Annotated in this window: 18 protein-coding genes; 10 read left to right on the top strand and 8 right to left on the bottom strand. The window is 46.8% G+C overall.

The genetic code is table 11. From position 1 onward, the window contains the following. Positions 1 to 60: 60 nt before the first annotated feature. The 6 genes from EII41_RS04690 to EII41_RS04665 form a co-directional block, all read right to left on the bottom strand. On the bottom strand, positions 61 to 972 hold the full coding sequence (locus tag EII41_RS04690; protein ID WP_124789626.1) for a hypothetical protein: 912 nt from the start codon (positions 970 to 972) through the stop codon (positions 61 to 63). Positions 973 to 985: 13 nt separating this feature from the next. Continuing rightward, positions 986 to 2,002 (bottom strand): TolB family protein, encoded by a 1,017-nt coding sequence (locus tag EII41_RS04685; RefSeq protein WP_124789625.1) that lies wholly within the window; start codon positions 2,000 to 2,002, stop codon positions 986 to 988. Positions 2,003 to 2,038: 36 nt separating this feature from the next. Beyond that, positions 2,039 to 2,527, bottom strand: a complete 489-nt coding sequence (locus EII41_RS04680) for a hypothetical protein (RefSeq protein ID WP_124789624.1) — start codon at positions 2,525 to 2,527, stop codon at positions 2,039 to 2,041. Between the two features lie 29 nt (positions 2,528 to 2,556). Continuing rightward, entirely contained in the window at positions 2,557 to 3,294 is a 738-nt protein-coding gene (locus EII41_RS04675) for a DUF6935 domain-containing protein (RefSeq protein ID WP_124789623.1), read from the bottom strand. 102 nt (positions 3,295 to 3,396) lie between these two features. After that, positions 3,397 to 3,822 carry a 5-fold beta-flower protein gene (locus EII41_RS04670; RefSeq protein ID WP_260425482.1) on the bottom strand — a complete coding sequence of 142 codons (426 nt, stop codon included), beginning with the start codon at positions 3,820 to 3,822 and terminating at the stop codon, positions 3,397 to 3,399. 42 nt (positions 3,823 to 3,864) lie between these two features. After that, positions 3,865 to 5,010, bottom strand: a complete 1,146-nt coding sequence (locus tag EII41_RS04665) for a TPM domain-containing protein (RefSeq protein ID WP_185711831.1) — start codon at positions 5,008 to 5,010, stop codon at positions 3,865 to 3,867. 389 nt (positions 5,011 to 5,399) lie between these two features. On the opposite strand from EII41_RS04665, the gene EII41_RS04660 reads away from it, so the two are divergent. Further along, on the top strand, positions 5,400 to 6,362 hold the full coding sequence (locus EII41_RS04660) for an N-acetylornithine carbamoyltransferase (protein ID WP_124789621.1): 963 nt from the start codon (positions 5,400 to 5,402) through the stop codon (positions 6,360 to 6,362). On the opposite strand, the gene EII41_RS04655 is transcribed toward EII41_RS04660, so the two are convergent. Further along, the gene (locus EII41_RS04655; protein ID WP_124751716.1) at positions 6,359 to 6,676 is read right to left on the bottom strand and encodes a DUF3467 domain-containing protein; all 318 of its coding nucleotides are present in this window, start codon (positions 6,674 to 6,676) and stop codon (positions 6,359 to 6,361) included. The two genes, EII41_RS04660 and EII41_RS04655, sit on opposite strands and share 4 nt — an antisense overlap. A 102-nt stretch (positions 6,677 to 6,778) precedes the next feature. On the opposite strand from EII41_RS04655, the gene EII41_RS04650 reads away from it, so the two are divergent. The 3 genes from EII41_RS04650 (at position 6,779) to EII41_RS04640 (ending at position 11,292) form a co-directional block, all read left to right on the top strand. Further along, positions 6,779 to 7,849 carry a DUF4831 family protein gene (locus EII41_RS04650; protein WP_124789620.1) on the top strand — a complete coding sequence of 357 codons (1,071 nt, stop codon included), beginning with the start codon at positions 6,779 to 6,781 and terminating at the stop codon, positions 7,847 to 7,849. Between the two features lie 61 nt (positions 7,850 to 7,910). Further along, entirely contained in the window at positions 7,911 to 9,443 is a 1,533-nt protein-coding gene (locus EII41_RS04645; RefSeq protein WP_124789639.1) for a peptide MFS transporter, read from the top strand. Between the two features lie 379 nt (positions 9,444 to 9,822). Beyond that, entirely contained in the window at positions 9,823 to 11,292 is a 1,470-nt protein-coding gene (locus EII41_RS04640) for an Omp28-related outer membrane protein (protein ID WP_185711830.1), read from the top strand. A 483-nt stretch (positions 11,293 to 11,775) separates the two neighbouring features. Here the strand turns inward: EII41_RS04640 and EII41_RS04635 are convergent, their stop codons facing one another. After that, positions 11,776 to 12,633, bottom strand: coding sequence for an MBL fold metallo-hydrolase (locus EII41_RS04635; protein WP_124789618.1), 858 nt, complete (start codon positions 12,631 to 12,633; stop codon positions 11,776 to 11,778). A gap of 92 nt (positions 12,634 to 12,725) precedes the next feature. Here EII41_RS04635 and EII41_RS04630 point away from each other — a divergent pair, with 92 nt between their 5' ends. From EII41_RS04630 to EII41_RS04605, 6 genes are all read left to right on the top strand, one after another. Further along, complete coding sequence (locus EII41_RS04630) at positions 12,726 to 13,259, top strand: DUF4924 family protein (RefSeq protein ID WP_124789617.1); 534 nt, start codon at positions 12,726 to 12,728, stop codon at positions 13,257 to 13,259. Between the two features lie 17 nt (positions 13,260 to 13,276). Continuing rightward, on the top strand, positions 13,277 to 14,140 hold the full coding sequence (rfbD, locus tag EII41_RS04625; protein ID WP_124789616.1) for a dTDP-4-dehydrorhamnose reductase: 864 nt from the start codon (positions 13,277 to 13,279) through the stop codon (positions 14,138 to 14,140). Positions 14,141 to 14,152: 12 nt separating this feature from the next. Next, positions 14,153 to 15,730: a peptide chain release factor 3 gene (locus tag EII41_RS04620; RefSeq protein ID WP_124789615.1), complete on the top strand. Its 1,578-nt coding sequence runs from the start codon at positions 14,153 to 14,155 to the stop codon at positions 15,728 to 15,730. Positions 15,731 to 15,816: 86 nt separating this feature from the next. Next, the gene (locus EII41_RS04615; RefSeq protein WP_185711829.1) at positions 15,817 to 16,593 is read left to right on the top strand and encodes a head GIN domain-containing protein; all 777 of its coding nucleotides are present in this window, start codon (positions 15,817 to 15,819) and stop codon (positions 16,591 to 16,593) included. Between the two features lie 150 nt (positions 16,594 to 16,743). Then, the gene (gene atpD, locus EII41_RS04610; protein WP_124789613.1) at positions 16,744 to 18,264 is read left to right on the top strand and encodes a F0F1 ATP synthase subunit beta; all 1,521 of its coding nucleotides are present in this window, start codon (positions 16,744 to 16,746) and stop codon (positions 18,262 to 18,264) included. Positions 18,265 to 18,268: 4 nt separating this feature from the next. Beyond that, positions 18,269 to 18,514: a FoF1 ATP synthase subunit delta/epsilon gene (locus EII41_RS04605; protein WP_124789612.1), complete on the top strand. Its 246-nt coding sequence runs from the start codon at positions 18,269 to 18,271 to the stop codon at positions 18,512 to 18,514. The last annotated feature ends 24 nt before the right edge of the window (positions 18,515 to 18,538 follow it).

The raw sequence follows: 18,538 nt of genomic DNA, 5'->3' as shown, positions 1-18,538 counted from the left end.
TTCTATTATCATATTTTTATGAAGTGTTTTTCACAAACAATCCGATCATAAACGGATTGGTTATTTGTTGTATTCACGCATCAACGGATCGTTCGATTGAAGTTGTGCGTTGTTTATCTTTTGGTAAATAACGTAGCGATCTTTGTAATTCTTCTCAGCCAGCGCTATGTTGATCAAGCTCGTTGTCGGACTGTCGGGAAAAGCTTTGCTGAAACGCATCCATTCCGTTTTCAGATCGGGATCGAGTATCCCTGTGTCGTCAGCGATAGGCGTATTATCCGTACCCGTTATGTAAGCGCTTTGAAGAAATTGATAATCTTCCGCAAGTACTTTGAAAAAACCGATATGATCGGGATATGTCTTCGCGTATGCTTCGTATCGGGCAATCAGGTCGCCCAATTCTCGCCAAGTAACGATTACCCCCGCATCGGCAACAACGTTTTCAGCATCTCTCAATAATTGCCAATACTCCTGATAGTATATCGGCAATTGTTTGAGATAGTTTTCGAAAAGAGCCGCGCTCGGTGCAATCGAAACGATGCCTTCGCCCATTTCTTTAAATTCCAGACCGACTTCCGTATACCGTTTTTCTTTCTGTTTGACGGAATCGTGCGGTTCGATCTGATCTCCATTCTCATTCATCCGATATTCATAGTAATGTTCCAGATAATCGGATTCTTTTTCGTTCAGATTCTCCAATTCCACATAGACGAACGTAGTGAAATCGTTGAAAAGGCTTCCTTTTTCATCCTCTGTGGCATGTTTGAATTTCAGGTCGGTAATCTGTCGGTGCAAATCGATACGCTCCAACTCATTATCCGAAGCGATCCGTTTTTTTTCGAGACTGTCTATAAGAGTCGCCTCTTGATTGACGATGTTTTCGGTATTTTCTCCCGATTGTCCCGACGAGTTCATGTTCTTGCAGGAAGTCCACAGAAACGCTCCCGCCAACAAATACATCATTGTTTTCATATTCTTGTTCTCCTTATTTTACAGGCTGTTTAACATCGAAACTCTTTACGCCGATGATAAGATCGATCGGACTGTTTTCTTCGGGGTCCGTGATGTAAAGTACCTTGACACCGACATCGTCGTATTCGCTCTCTTCGTCGTTAGCAAAGACAAGTTGGTTGCCGGCCCATTGCGATGGGAAATATTGTGCCGCGCCGTCTTCACCCAGTCTTTGCTGATGTTTACCGTCCGCATCGGCGATACAGAGCGGGCCATGCGCGAAATCGCCGAACGAATTAATCGCCGTAAAAGCGACTTTGGATCCGTCGGGCGAAACGGTCTGTTTGAAATAATCGACTTCGATGGTGCCGTAATCTTCTCCCATCGCTTTCAGGTTCAATTGATCGGTCAGGCAGATACGGTTTCCGTTGTGCAGGTAAAACAGGTGTTCGTTTTCCGTTTCGAAACGGTCGTCCGCTTCCTGATAAAGTTTGCCGAAGCGTTTTTCAACCTCCTCGAAGTCACTCGTCGTTGTCAGGCTGTTGTCTGCGATCGTATAAATATGATATGTTCCAAAACCATATCCATCCCAACTGAAATCGCTGCGGATAAGCAGTTTTCCGTTCCGGTATTCCAGCAAACTGTTATCGCCGTACGTTTCGGTTATACATTTGTCTTTGGGGATGTTCAGATTCAAAAGATCTTTGATTTCTATTCCGGCGTCGGAGAATACAGCCTTGCGAAGCCACAGCAGTTCATCGCGCACTACGGTATAATACATGGTACGTCCGTCCGGATCAAATTTGAGATTGAAAACCTCTTCGGTCTCTTCGGTGAAAGGCACCCGATCATCCGCTTCCACATTGTAAAAATAGACTTGGCCGTCTTTTTGATACGCCACAATATGGGCACTCGCGAAGCCGGCATACTGATGAGTTTCGATGATTTGCGAGTCTCCCGAAGCATCGGTCTGCTTGCTTTTGGCCGGGTTGCATGCCGTTAAGAAGCATAACATCGTTAAAAAAACGGTTTGTATATGTGTTGTTTTCATTCTTCTTTCTCTATTTATTCCTGTTTTATTTTCTGATTAGTCTGCGAATTGTTGTAACGAGCTTTTAAAAGCAATATATTGCTTTTTGTAGCGATCGTACGCTTTTTGATTCTTATACTTGATCCCGACAACCCATACCGTGTTTTCGACTTCGTTACGAGTTTCCTGATAGCTACGTACGTAGCTGCCGTCTTGGGCGCCGATCGTCCAATGGGTAACGGTCTGTTTCGCGGTCTGTTTCACCTGTCTATTTCCTGCTTTTTCATTCGACCGAAGAGCAATATCGGTCGGTTCTCCTCCCCACTGGGGTGAGAAGATATAAAATTCAACTTCACCGTCGGGAGAGGTGAAGAACGCGCTGTCAAACTGATTCTCTTCGCCGCTTGCGGATACCATCGATCCTTGTGCGGTGAAGTCGGACGGATATTTCACTTCAAACCATGCCCCTGTAAAGGTCCGGTCTTGTGCCGAAAAATGCAGGAAAAACATCGCGGCAACGGCTGTACACAAAACTTTTCTTATCATCTTATTTTTTTACTTCCGTTGTTAACCTGTCAATCTAATCCTTTAAACGGATGATCAAATCCAATCGCTCGCACACGCGAATAGATGCTGGAAGACTCGCTTACAATAAAATATTTTCCACCGCTCGATTCTTTCGGGTCTTTCGTTTTTACCAACGCGATCGGATCGGGACTTTCTTTTCCTTTTGTCAGCACTAAGAGTTTGACGATCGGAGCCTGATAATCGTTCGAATGGGTGTATCCGCGTCCTTCGTCCACGACCACTTCGACCGTGTAGGGTTTGGTCGGGCTGTAACCATTTTCGGGGGTAGCCCCTTTCAGATAAGCAGCCATCTGGTAAGGACGTGAAGAGTTATCGTTGTTGAACAAAAGTCTCAACTGTCTGACCGCACTGCTTTTTTCTCCCGAATTCGTGTTCGTACTGTTCAGATTGATACATTCCATACCTATCCTTTGATTGCGGCGAAACATTTCATAAGCCATGATCTGCAAGGCTACGGCTCCGTGCGGTTCCATACCAATCTTTTCACGCGCTTGCTTAAACTCTTCGACCGAAGCCGGAAAGCGGTTGAACGTAACCGAACCTTTTTGCCTTTTGACCAGCTTCTCATGATCGATCGTTCCCTCTATGTTTACCTCGAATTGGGGTAGATTTTTCGGTTTCTCCCCTCCCGGCTCATTCTTATCGCATGCTCCCAATGAGAGCAATATCATACTTGCTACTGCAAGCAACCATCCATTCAATGGGTTCAATACATTTCGTTTCATTTCTGTTTAATTATTTTTAGTCATACATCTTATTATAATACCTACTTGTATATCTTCTGTTTTTATTATTTTTTCCGGTTCGGTCTCCTCACCGGAGCCAATTCAGAAGTCGAAAAAGAAGAACGCTACGGCCGCCCATTCTTTTTTCACACCCGATGCTTTGCCGATACTGGCATTGTTGCTGTTACGTACCGTACCGTCGGTATCGATCTTACCAAGATACTTGTTGCTGCGGTCACGCACGGTTCCATCGGAATGGATTCGTCCGATTTCCGCATGACTGCGATCGCGTACAATGCCGTCGGAAGAGATTGTACCGATTTGCTTATTACTTCGGTCGCAAATCGCACCGTCGGATTTAATTCTCCCCACTTCCGCATGGCTTCGATTTCGGATCGTCCCATCGGAACTGATGCTTCCGATCTGTTGATTGTTATTACCACGCAATACCTGTGCGTCGATTGGCTGCGGCATTGCAATCCATGCCATCAGGCATGCCGCAAGGATATACATCTTTTTTTTCATCATCGATTTATTTTAGCAGTTATTCATGTATATTTTTTCTCTTGGTTAGAAGCGTGTCGACGCACCACCGCCGCTACGCCCTCCTTCCCATGAGCCATCCTCGTCGTTGTCGCGATCTCTTCCTCCTCTTCTCATTTTTTGAATCACGTTTTGCGTCAACATAGCGAATTCTGCTACATCGTCCTTCAACGTTTCTTTCATCCGGAAGCCACATTTTTTACAGACGAAACTCCAATGTTGTGTTCTCATGTTCTTACTTCCAACCATTTCATAATCTACGTAAAATTCTTTCCGGAGATTCTTGAATGTACCCACCGAACGACACGACGGACACGGTACACTACAAGTCAGACGACCGCGAAACAGCAGCTTGAACAACACGAATAAAGGCAGTAAGATAAGTCCGGGGAAACACAAGAAGGCGATGAGAGCAACCACGTAGTACGATGTCTTGCGGGCAACGACACTTCGCCCTATCCTGCCGCTACGGGCAAACTTAAATTCGTCGTACGAGATAGCGAAAAACAAGATGGCCGATACGACAATGGCCAATATCACAAGAATGCCGTTGATTCCCTCGTCCCCCTCGTCTGTGTTTTTCTCCTTCATGGTAGAGAGGGCATTGTTCTTCGGTCGGTTACTCATAACGCGTCGCACTTCCTTCACGCCCGCGAGTAATCCTTCTCCAAAAGCCTGCTTACGCAAGAGTGGAATCATAGAACGAGTTTGAATCTCTTTACATACAGCATCCGTCAATTCATTTTCAAGTCCTGTTCCTGTTTTGAATACAATTTCACGTTCCTCATCGTGCGTAAGCAATAAAATCAGTAGTCCTCTTTTGGTTCGCTTGCCTCCGATATCCCATGTGTTGAATAACTTGTTGGCGAATTTGCGAGCCGAATCGTACTGATAACGGTCAATGGCAGGAAGCACGACTACCGCCGTTTCTATGTGAAGCGAATCACGCAGTTCACCCAGTAAACGGTTCAGTTGAGCCTTTTCGTGAGAACGAATGATATTTTCCGGATCACTCACATACTGTTTTCCATGATGCAACTGTACGTTGGGTACGTCGCCCGTGCGGTAGCGTTTTTGCGCAGCCGATGGAGTGATAATACCCCAAAGCAGTATCGTCAGTACTCCTATCTTTATATATAACAGCCTATCCGTTCTCTTCTTTTTATATATCATATCTCCATTCATAATCAGCTCAACAACAAACCGTTTTAACAATTTGCTCCGATACAAACATTTACTATGCGGGGCAAAGGTCGGAAGAAAAATAAATTTGAACAATGAGTAAATTACTCATTTTTTACTCAAAAGTTACTCTTCAGATATTTTTCAGCAATGAAGTCGTCTAAACATTCCGGTCTGCATTTTTTTATGGTTCCATAACAAACCAATCATTTCATCCCGCCAATTGGGAACGACTTTAACAGATGAAACGGAAAAATCAAAAATCCTTGAAACGAGGTTGAAGTAGCCGGAAAAAAACAAAGTTTCGGTTAGCACCGAATTAGAAATAGTGTATCTTTGCAGAGCAAGCAAACAGTAAAACAACAAAAACACGAATCAAAATGAATTTTACGAGAGTGGAAGATATCGGCGATGTCCGTCAAGCTGTCAAAGAAGCCTTGGAGCTTAAGAAAGACCGTTTTCAATATCAAGAAATAGGCAGAAACAAGACGGCATTGCTGATTTTTTTCAATAATAGCCTGCGTACCCGACTAAGTACGCAGAAGGCTGCTACTAATTTGGGTATGAACGTTATTGTCCTCGACATTAACCAGGGTGCATGGCGACTGGAAACCGAACGGGGAGTCGTAATGGATGGCGACAAAAGCGAACATTTACTTGAAGCCATTCCCGTGATGGGGTGTTATTGCGACATCATCGGGGTACGCTCGTTTGCGCGTTTTGAAAGTAAGGAGGATGATTACAGCGAAAAAATTCTTCAGCAGTTTATTCGTTACTCCGGCCGACCGGTCTTTAGCATGGAAGCGGCTACGCGTCATCCTTTACAAAGTTTTGCCGACCTGATTACGATTGAAGAATATAAACGTACGGAGCGTCCGAAAATCGTGCTGACATGGACGCCGCATCCGCGTGCATTACCGCAGGCCGTGCCCAATAGCTTTGCCGAATGGATAAATGCCGCAGGATACGAACTCGTCATTACCCATCCTGAAGGATATGAGTTAGATCCGCAATTTGTCGGAGATGCTCGGGTGGAACACAACCAGCGCAAAGCATTTGAAGGAGCCGATTTTATCTACGCTAAAAACTGGGCGGCATACAAAGACCCACACTATGGAGAGGTGCTCAGTACCGATCGTTCATGGACGGTCGATACCGAAAAAATGGCGCTTACCAACAATGCATTTTTTATGCACTGTTTGCCTGTGCGCCGTAATCTGATTGTAACCGACGAAGTAATTGAAAGTCCCCAGAGTATTGTCATTCCTCAAGCAGCGAACCGCGAAATTTCGGCACAAGTCGTACTCAAGCGGATGTTGGATGACTTACAGCCCCTTGGTTAGGCCTGCCCCGGCGTACCAATCGGCGGAATCAGATTGTTGAACGCGTCCGTGTTCGTGTTGCCCCCGCTTTGCTGCTGCTCTTCAAACTTGCGGATGTTATCCTGCAAGGCATAAAGCAAACGTTGCGCATTGTCGGGGGTAAGGATGATCCGGCTTTTAACCTTCGCCTTAGGAGCACCCGGCATAATTTGGATAAAGTCAAGAATAAATTCGGACGATGAATGTGCCACGATAGCCAAATTGGCATACGTACCCTGCGCCATATCGTCCGTAATTTCTACCTGTATTTCATTTGATGTAGGAGTATTTTCCATTATGAACGTTCATTTGATAACGGGACAAAAGTACATACAATTTTGCAGGAACGGAAAATATTACATAGATTTGTGCGATTATTTTCAAAAAAAGGACAAAAAATGAGAATCAATATGTTAGTTGCCAGCATGTTGCTCGGTTCGTTTATTGCAATGTCGCAGACGCGAGTCGAGAAAAAGGTGGCCATGAAAAGCAACGGATACGGAGTGACCTACTCTCTCCCCAAAACGTCGCTTATCGTAACCGCCGAAGTGACGAAAGTAACTTGTAAGGCTGGCCCCTACTATAAATACGCTGAAAAATATCTGGGGGTAAAAGACGCCGTAACGAACGACCATGTATATTATGAATTGGGTAAAATCTATTTGGAGAATAAAGGCATACCCGACGAAGAAAACACGTATACGGTCGAGTTTAAATCGAAGACGGTTGCGCCATACGTCTACTTGACCGAAGAAGGTCTGATGTGCTCGATCAACGCTGATTATACTCCATCCGAACCGAATCTGAAAAAGATAAAGAACGATGCACAAGTCACCGAAACAAGCGATGTAACAGCCTTGATGACGGAAGAATTGCTTATGGCCGGTTCGGTAACACGACAGGCCGAAGTAGCTGCCAAACAGATCTACCGACTGCGTGAAAGCAAGATGGATATTGTTTCGGGAGAGGCCGATAACATGCCCCCCGACGGTGAAGCCATGAAACTGGTGCTGCAACAACTCACCGATCAGGAGCAGGCATTGACGACGCTCTTCGTCGGTCGGGAGTATCGCAAAACTTCTTTTCATGAAGTACGCATCGTCCCACAGGACGACATCAATAAGGAGGTATTATTCCGATTCTCGGAAAAACTGGGTATCCTGGATGCCGACGATTTAGGCGGACAACCCATCTATTTGAGTCTGCATGCCACAGAGCGCGCACCGGAACTTGACCCGAAAGAAGCCGAGAAGAAAGAAAAAATGATGAAAGGCATCGTATATAATGTGCCAGGGAAAGCACGTGTCGAGATTGAAACGGGCACAAAGAAACTCTATCGGGGCGAGGTACAAATCGTACAGTTCGGCACCCGTGAGGGACTGGCCCCCGTTATGTTTGAAGATAAAAAAGCCCCCGTCAAAGTACTTTTCTATCCCGAAACCGGGGCAATTAAACAGATTATTCAATAAAGTCAACTGAATGTAATAATGTATAATGTATAACTATTTTAAATTAAAGTAATTGTTTATGATTTTCAAGAATCACCCTAAAGGACTGATCGGGGCAGCCCTCTCTAATATGGGCGAACGCTTCGGTTTCTACATCATGATGGCAATTCTGGCTCTCTTCCTTGTGAGCAAATTCGGTCTCGAAAAAACAGAAGCCACCACTATCTATGCTACTTTTTATGCGCTGATTTATCTTTTGGCCTTGGCCGGAGGGTACATTGCTGACAAAACGAAGAAGTACAAGGGAACCATCTTTGCCGGTCTTATGCTCATGACTCTCGGCTACGCGATGATCGCTATCCCTACACCTACACCGGTGCCTAATTTTACGCTTTATCTGACGCTTACCTGTATTGGCTTGTTTGTTATCGCCTTTGGTAATGGCCTATTCAAGGGCAATCTGCAGGCTGTGGTAGGACAGATGTATGATGACCCTCGTTATTCCGACAAGCGTGATACCGGATTCCAAATCTTCTATATGTTCATCAATGTTGGAGCCCTTTTTGCTCCGATGATTGCAACAGGTATCCGTAATGGCTGGGTTCAAAGTCATGGATTCGAATATGACCCGGACCTACCTGCCCTTTGTCATAAGCTCATCAATGGTACCATTACTCCCGAAGCGATGGAGACATTCAAACGCATTGCAGGAGAGGTAAGTGGTGGAACTGTACCAGACTACTCTGCCTTTGCAAACGAATATCTCAATATCTTCAACACCGGATTCCATTATGCGTTTGCTGCAGCAATCGTTGCAATGCTTATTTCTATTGCAATTTACATTGCCAATAAGAAGAAACTTCCCGACCCCAGCAAGAAAGCAGCAGCTACGGCAGAAGCCAAAGCGGAAATCCAAATGAGCAGCACGGAAATACGTCAGCGCATCTATGCTCTCTTTGCTGTATTCGCAGTAGTTATCTTCTTCTGGTTCTCATTCCATCAGAATGGTGTTACGCTTACATTCTTTGCAAATGACTACACGGATTTGAGTATGATCGACATCAATTTGGGATTCACTCGAATCAAAGGTGCCGAAATCTTCCAGTCATTCAATCCGTTCTTCGTTGTATTCCTGACGCCTATCATCATTGGTATTTTCGGATGGCTGCGCTCTAAAGGTATCGAACCTTCTACTCCGAAGAAAATTGCTATCGGTATGGGAATTGCTGCATTGGCTTTTGTGATTATGTCCATCGGTTCAGTTGGTCTGCCTACTTCTGCCGAGCGTGAGGCTTTAGGCGGACTTACGAACGCACAGCGCGTTTCACCTTTCTTGCTGATCGGAACTTATTTGATCCTTACCATTGCAGAATTGTTCATCAGTCCTCTCGGATTGTCATTCGTGTCAAAAGTAGCACCTCCTCACCTTCAAGCTGTGATGCAGGGCTGCTGGTTGGGAGCTACCGCATTGGGCAATCAGCTTCTCATTATCGGTACGATTATGTATGAGAACATTCCTATCTGGGCTACTTGGGCTGTATTCGTGGTAGCATGTCTCATTTCCATGTTCACGATGTTGGCCATGGTTAAATGGCTTGAACGGGTGGCTAAATAATAATAAAGCCAAACGCGAGGAAAAAAACACACTCTTGTAAATTCAAGCTGCCTCATAACCTAATGTGAATGAGGCAGCTTTTTTTATGTAATTATCTCCTTGCTACCTATCCACTCCCCAAAAAAGATAGAGGCTTTATACAAACATTGCCCAAGTATAAAAAGCATAAAATCTGTATCAGATTCATCTCAAAGAAATGCCAACTGTTCCGAAAACGAAACCTTTTTTACATTTTGTTCAAATAATAAATCCGTACTTTTGGGCCGTATTTTAAACATAAACATCAACAATGAAAAATTATAAATTACTCAGCTCCATATTGAGCATTTTCCTCGTTTTAAGCATTCTCGGATGTTCGGATAAAAAAGAAAGCATACCAGTGTCAATAACTTTATCAGCGAACAAAACAAGCATCAAAGCCAACGGCAAAGATTCGCTGACTTTCACGGTCAAAGTTGATGGCAAGGAAACATCGTCAGGTGTGACTATCGTACCTTCTTCATCTACCCCTTCCGAAGGTCTGAGGAAGTTCAACTTTGCCACATCGAAAAGTGGCTCTTATTCGTTCTACGCTCTATATGAAGGCCAAAAGTCGAACGAAATTACGATTACAGCCACACAAGTTGTCATCAAACTGACAGCCGATAAACCAAGCCTCAAACCGAACGGTACGGACATCATTCGATTCACCGTGAAAGCCGACGATGAAGATGTGACTTCATCGGCTGTCATTACATTGAAAGGAGAAGACGAAACAAAACTCGAAAGCCACAGCTTCTCGACTGAAAAGTCGGGCACTTATACCTTTTACGCAACCTACGATGGCGAACAATCGGAAAAAATAACGATCCGATCGGCAACAGAAGCCGTTACGCTGATCCTAAACAAAAACAAAATCAAGGCAGATGGCGTGGAAGAGGTCGTTTTTACGGTTCAAGCAGACGGAAGAGACGTGACTAAAGAGGCCGTTATCATGCAAAAAGGATCGTCCGATACGGCTTACGAGGGAAAAACATTTAAAACGAACGAACCCGGAACATACACCTTTTACGCTGTTTATGACAATGTAAAATCGAACGAGGCTTTCCTTGAAGCAACTTATGTTCCGCTATCCTTTACCAAACATTTTTGTATTATGCAATTCGCATCGGCAGCCTGCAACACATGCCCCATCATGACAAAGGCAATTAATATGGTAAGGGAACAATTGCCCAACCATATCATTCCCATTGTGCTGCATGTACAGAACCGTTGCACAAACTACGAAACGCTTTACGGCGTACTCGGAAGAACGGCCGATATGCTTTGTCCTTCATGGCCTTCTTCATTAGTCGATCTCAATCAAAAGGTGAACATTTACCGGACAACCACTCCCCAAAAATTGATCTCAGCAATTGACTACATGATTGCCTTTTGTCCTTCACAAACGGGTATTGCCATGGAGTCGAAAACTACGGATGGAATGATTCGGTTTACAGCCAACATCTTAACAAACAAAACAGATCATTATCGTTTCTATGCGTTCGTCGTGGAAGACGGGATCGTACATGGTCAGATGATTACTCGTGAGAAGGTCGACCTGAACTATATACACAATCATGTAGCTACATATAAGCTATCGGACGAAGATCCCAAAACGGGTGTTGATCTGGGAGAAATCAAAACGGGTAGAAAAGCTACGCGTACGTTTACGATCGATACGAAATCCATCAAATTGAAACGTACTGTCAACCTGAATAATTGTCGCATTGTAGCATATACGCTAAGGGCCATCAATGGAGTGTATTGTATCGATAATGTTACATCGTGCCCGGTAAACGGATCAGTAGATTATCCATACAGCAAATAATAGAAAAACAGCCGATGAAAATGAAAACAAGTTGAACTCGAAAGATGTGTCATCGGCTACGATTTTGAAGGAACAGCATAGTTCCAAGAGGGTGTGTCAAAACGCAATGTTTGGGTACACCCTCTTTAGTTGTGTAAGAATGGGCGAAATTGGGAGGCGATAAGGATGAGGGATATACTAAGGTATGTGACCGAGCTCGCATTCCACAAACAACGAAGCAGTTCGCTCGTTATGGCACACTGCCATTTATAAAACTTTTTGCCCTATACTCTTATACATTCGAAACGTATCGAAAGGTGTCGTTAGGAATCTATAGGAAATATTTGGGGGATAGATTATCTGCAAGTTGTGGTTTTCTAAGGGGCGATCTCTTCATCCGAAAGACTCTTCCTATTAGCGGGCAGTATAGCGCCGGATTCGAATTAATAGTCAATTGTCAGCCATCGGTTTTCATCATTTTTAATTCATGATTTGATCTGTCTGCTACCCAATCTTTCCGTCCGTATCCACAGCGAAGGAGATGGCTTTATAGAAATCGTTTATTTTCTTCACGGCCGAGTATGGGGTATACGCGTCGTGATAATAGACGACGATTTGCTCCTTCGCGGCAGCTTCCTCGAGCAAGCGGATTTTGGCGTGGTAAGTCTCTAACGGACGAATATCGTATGCGGAAATCCATGTCGGAGAGAGGTGAGCGGAGGTAGGGATAACATCGCCGGCAAAGACAACAGTGCGGGAATCTGTCCGCACATCGACGACGATTTGCCCGCATGTATGTCCGCCGAACAGACGCAGCTTGACCTGCGGCGTAAGGAACATCTCGTCTTTGATTAGACGTAATTTGCCCGATTCTCGAATGACCTCCATATTCTCCGGGAAAAAAGAATCACGTTCGAGAGCGTTGGGATGAAACCCTTCGTGCCATTGCGCTTCGCTCACCCAGCACGTCGCATTCGGGTAGGCAGGGACGATTTGTTGGTCCTCACCGTGTCGGGTGGTTCCTCCGCAATGATCGAAATGCAGGTGAGTCAGCACGACGTCGGTCACGTCGTCGGGACGGATGCCGTATTGTCGGAGTGCTTCATCGAGGTCCGTCAGTTCATGAAACTGATAGAACGAGGCTCTCAGTTGGTCGGTATGCTTGTTGCCGATGCCGTTATCGATCAGGATCACTCGTCCGCATTCGGTGGTTACCAGTCCGACGTGCATGGCGAGCCGGCAGCGATTCTGCGAATCAGCCTTGTAGCGACGCTTCCACGCCGATTGCGGAGTGGCACCGAACATGCAGCCCCCATCGGCATAAAAATAACCCGTAGGAATGAGTCGGACGGATGTTTTCATCGTTTATCGTAATTGTTTCTTCGACAAAAGTACGATTAAATTGCTTGTTTGCAATTGACATTTGTCCGGAAGTTGCTACTTTTGTACCCGCTATGATGGTGGCTCAACAAAAAAGAAAGGAAAATATGGTCGAATATCTGCTTTACATGTGGCAGGTGGAAGACCTGATCCGTGCCAACGGATTGGATATCGACAAGATTCGGGAAACCCTTATCGAACAGTATGACCAGCCGGAGACGGTAAAGGCCGAAATTGTTCACTGGTATGAAGAGCTAATCGACATGATGCGCAACGAAGGAGTGACCGAACGCGGACATTTGCAGATCAACCGAAATGTGATTCTTTCGCTGACGGAGTTGCATCGGTCGCTGCTCGCAAACCCGCGCGAAACGACGTATGGCGCCTTGTATTACAAAACCTTGCCATCGATCGTGCAGTTGCGCGCCAAGGCGGGAGGCGCCGAGATGCCGGAGATCGAGACCTGCTTCATCGCCCTCTACGGTTATCTGCTGCTGCGGATGCAGGGCAAGCCCGTCAGTGCCGAAACGCAGGAAGCGATGAAACAGATTCATACGTTTCTCTCTTTTCTGGCTGCCAAATTCAAGGAATCGGAAACGGTATCCTGACAAAAAACGAGAACAAGATGAAATCAATTTTAGTGACGGGTACGAACGGACAATTGGGAAGCGCCCTGCGGCAACGGGCGAGTCATCACCCGGAATGGACGTTTTATTTTACCGATGTCGATGCCCTCGATATTTGCAATAAAGCGCAGTTGACGAAATACGTACGCGCCAATGGCATCGGGTATATCTTGAACTGTGCGGCTTATACGGCCGTCGACAAGGCTGAAGATGATGCCGAACGGTGTATGCGGATCAATCGCGATGCGGTGCGCAACATCGGCGAGATTGCGTCCGAGCACGGCGCGCGCGTCATCCATATCTCTACCGATTATGTCTTCGACGGACGGGGACAGCGGCCTTATCGCGAAGATGATCCGACGGCGCCGACGTCGGTCTATGGCCGTACTAAACTGGCAGGCGAACAGACCTTGCAGGAAGTCCTTCCCGATGCGGTTATTATCCGCACGGCATGGCTTTATTCGGAGGTGGGGCAAAACTTCGTCAAGACGATGTTGCGTCTCGGCGCCGAGCGAAGCGAGGTGAGCGTCGTAGCCGATCAGGTGGGAACGCCCACGTATGCCGGCGATCTGGCCGATGCCATGCTGAAGATACTGGCGCATCCGGTATGGGCGTCCGGCATCTATCATTTCTCGAACGAGGGCGTATGCAGTTGGTACGACTTTGCCCGGAAGGTTATGGAGATGGGCGGTCGCACATGTACGCTTCATCCGATCACCACGGACGAGTACCCCACGCGGGCGACCAGACCGGCCTACAGCGTCCTCGACAAGACGAAAATCAAACAGGTGTTCGGTCTCCGGATTCCGGTGTGGGAAGAGAGCCTGACCGGATGTGTCCGCACTTTGACAACAAACCCTTAATGATAGAAACAAATGACTTTAACAGACGAAATACATCGACGCAGAACATTTGCGATCATCAGTCACCCCGACGCGGGGAAAACGACGCTTACCGAGAAACTCCTTCTTTTCGGAGGTGCTATTCACGTGGCCGGCGCCGTCAAATCGAACAAGATACGCCGCACGGCCACTTCCGACTGGATGGAAATCGAGAAGCAACGTGGCATCTCGGTGGCCACCTCGGTGATGGCCTTCGATTACGAGGGATATAAGATCAATATCCTCGACACACCCGGTCACCAGGATTTTGCGGAAGATACGTTCCGCACGTTGACGGCGGTCGACAGTGTGATCATCGTGGTCGATGCGGCCAAAGGCGTGGAAGCGCAGACCCGTAAGCTAATGGAAGTCTGCCGGATGCGGAAGACACCCGTGATTGTTTTCGTCAATAAGATGGACCGCGAAGGGAAGTCGCCGTTCGATTTGCTCGACGAGATCGAGAGCGAGCTGAAAATCAGTGTCCGTCCGTTAAGCTGGCCGATCGAGATGGGCGTGCGTTTCAAAGGCGTCTATAACCTTTACGAACAGAAACTCGATCTGTATATGCCGAGTAAGCAGACGGTGACGGAAAGTATCGAGTTTAAAGATATCGACAGCCCCGAGCTGGAGAAACATATCGATGCTTCGCTGGCTGAGAAGCTGCGGGCTGATGTGGAACTGATCAATGGGGTCTATCCCGAATTCGACAAGGAGACGTACCTGAAAGGCGATGTGGCTCCGGTCTTTTTCGGCTCGGCCTTGAATAACTTCGGTGTGCGCGAGTTGCTGAACTGCTTTGTACGTATCGCCCCGCCGCCTTCTCCGGTGCAGGCCGTCGAGCGGATCGTTCGTCCGGAAGAAGAGGCGTTCTCCGGGTTTGTCTTTAAGATTCATGCCAATATGGATCCGAATCACCGCAGCTGCATCGCGTTCGTGAAGATTTGCTCGGGACGGTTCGAGCGGAACGCGAACTATAAGCACGTGCGTTTCGGGAAGATGATGCGTTTCAGCAGTCCGACGGCGTTTATGGCGCAGCGCAAAGAAGTCGTAGACGAAGCGTTTGCCGGCGATATCGTCGGGCTGCCCGATACGGGAAACTTCAAGATCGGTGACAGTCTGACCGGAGGTGAAGAGCTTCACTTCAAGGGACTTCCGAGCTTCTCGCCCGAGATGTTCAAATACATCGAGAATGCCGACCCAATGAAAGCCAAGCAGCTCAACAAAGGTGTCGATCAGTTGATGGACGAAGGGGTTGCCCAACTGTTTACGAATCAGTTTAATGGCCGAAAGATTATCGGTACGGTCGGACAGTTGCAGTTCGAAGTCATTCAGTACCGTCTGCTGCACGAGTATGGTGCGCAATGCCGCTGGGAACCGATCAGCCTTTATAAAGCGTGCTGGATAGAAAGCGACGATAAAGCGATGCTCGACAGTTTCAAGAAGCGTAAGGCGCAATATATGGCTGTCGACCATGAGGGAAGAGATGTCTATCTGGCCGATTCGGCGTATGTGCTGACGATGGCTCAGCAAGATTTTCCGGAAATAAAATTCCACTTTACATCAGAGTTTTAACTGACTCTCGATAGGCATCTGCAATGCGAAAAATGTAACATTTTTCCGTTTCTTACGTTTTATCATTGAATATGAAAATAAATATCATGATGAGAACAATCTTATTATCGGTCATTGCGCTTGCGGCGACAATGAGTTGTATTGCGCAAGGGCGCATTCAGGGAAACGGGCAGACGGTCGAACGTCAGCGAAGTGTAGGCACCTACAAAGCGCTTAGTGTAAGAAACGGGCTGGATGTTGAAATTTCCGGCGATCTGACGGGGGGTATCATCGTGGTTGCCGATGAGAACCTTCAGGAATATGTGGAAACGAAGGTGGAAGACGGTACGTTAAAGATTACCATGAAACATGGCTACAGGTATCGCTTCAATGGAAAGAGCCCGAAGGTTATCGTGCCGAATATGGGTCAACTCACCGCGATTTCGGTCAGTGGCGGCAGTGATGTATATACGAAAAATACCACATCACAGGGAGATGCCCTTTCGATAGCCTGTTCGGGAGGAAGTGATTTCAAGGGAGAGATCAACGTGAAGACGCTCGACATGGCATGCAGCGGCGGCAGCGACTTCAACGCTTCGGTAGAGGCTGAGCAGTGCGATTTGGCCATCTCGGGCGGTAGCGACGGGGATCTGTCAGGCTATGCTAACGTTTGCAGCGTGTCCGTCTCGGGCGGTAGCGATTTCAAGGCCCATCGGTTCGTGACAAAAGATTGCGATCTCTCCGTTTCGGGCGGAAGCGATGTCGATGTCCACTGCACGGAACGACTATCGGCCAAAGTCGGAGGTGGTTCGGATGTCATATACACAGGCGATTGCACCGTGACCATGTCGGTCGACAAGTCATCGAGCTTAAAGAAGAAGTAAGCCGTTCATTTGCTTGTTTAAAGGCTCTGTTCAGAATCGAAAGCCATCGGGAATATCCAAAATGAACATTTTCGATGGCTTTTTCGTCAATAAATAACATTTTAATCTCCATATCTTTGCACCCGATTTACGAAAGAGGATTAAAAAGATATGGAAAAAAAAATAACAGGATATATTTCTCAGATTGTTGGTCCGGTAATCGACATCAGTTTCGAGAAAGATGATTCCGATGCCATCATTCAACTACCGTCTATTCATGATGCCGTTTTGATCAAACGCCCCGATGGGCGAGTGCTCATAGCCGAGATACAGCAGCATATCGGTGAGAAGAGTGTGCGCTCGGTGGCGATGGACTCGACCGATGGTCTACGACGAGGTATGGAAGCCGTGTCGGACTATGCGCCGATCCGTGTGCCTGTCGGTGAGCAGACGAAGGGACGTGTACTCAATGTTATCGGCGAAGCTATTGACGGTATGACCGTTCTGGACGAAGCCGGAGCCATGCCGATACATCGTGAACCTCCTAATTTCGAAGACCTTTCGACATCGCAAGAAGTCTTGTTTACCGGGATCAAGGTGATCGATTTGCTGGAGCCTTATCTAAAAGGTGGAAAAATCGGTCTGTTCGGCGGAGCCGGTGTAGGTAAGACGGTATTGATTAAGGAGCTAATTAATAATATAGCCAAGCGGCATAACGGATTTTCCGTTTTTGCCGGAGTAGGTGAACGTACGCGTGAGGGAAACGATCTTTTGCGCGAGATGATCGAGTCGGGTGTCATTCGCTACGGGAAAGCGTTTGAGGAAGCGATGGAACGCGGAGAATGGGATTTATCGAAGATTGATTACGAAGAATTGAAGAAATCCCAAGCGACACTGATCTTCGGTCAGATGAATGAGCCGCCCGGGGCGCGTGCATCAGTGGCCTTATCGGGTCTGACTGTTGCAGAGTCGTTTCGTGATGCGGGAGGAGGTTCGAGAGATATTTTGTTCTTTATCGACAATATCTTCCGCTTTACTCAGGCAGGCAGCGAAGTGTCGGCCTTGCTCGGGCGTATGCCTTCGGCAGTCGGGTATCAACCTACCTTGGCTACTGAGATGGGAAATATGCAAGAGCGTATCGCTTCGACTAAAAGCGGATCCATCACATCGGTGCAAGCGGTATATGTCCCTGCTGATGACCTGACAGACCCTGCGCCGGCAACAACGTTTTCGTATCTCGACGCGACGACCGTGTTAAGCCGGAAAATCACAGAATTAGGTATTTATCCGGCTGTCGACCCGCTCGAATCCACTTCACGCATTCTTGATCCGAATATCGTCGGAGAAGAACATTACCGTACGGCACAACGCGTGAAACAAATTCTGCAACGCAACAAAGAGTTGCAGGATATTATTTCGATTCTCGGCATGGAAGAATTGTCGGACGAAGATCGGCTGACCGTCAATCGTGCCCGTCGCGTGCAGCGCTTTCTTTCTCAGCCGTTTTCTGTGGCGGAACAATTTACCGGGGTTCCCGGCGTGATGGTTTCAATCGAAGATAATATTAAAGGCTTCAAAATGATTCTTGACGGTGAAGTAGATGACTTGCCCGAGCAAGCCTTCCTGAATGTCGGAACGATTGAAGACGCAAAAGAGAAGGCTGCGAAAATCAAAGATCAGGTAGATAAATAAGGAGATGTTGAAAATAAGGGTGATTTCTCCTTCCGGAACCGTATATCAAGAAGAGTGCTCACGTATTGTATTTCCGGGTGAAGTAGGGCGATTCGAAGTCTTGCCGAAGCACGCACCAATCATCTCGTCATTAGTCGAAGGTGAAATCGAATGTCATGCTCCTTTGGGTGGAGAAGCTCGCCGGATAGCCATACGAAGCGGGTTTGTAGAAGTGAAGGCGGACCAAATAACGGTCTGTGTAGAAATATAAAACATATATTGTAATCAGAATAAG

Source organism: Tannerella forsythia (assembly GCF_003860135.1).
Taxonomy (GTDB): Bacteria; Bacteroidota; Bacteroidia; order Bacteroidales; family Tannerellaceae; genus Tannerella; species Tannerella forsythia_A.
Note: the sequence above shows the minus strand (reverse complement) of the source record. Positions and strands in the feature narration are given on the sequence as shown.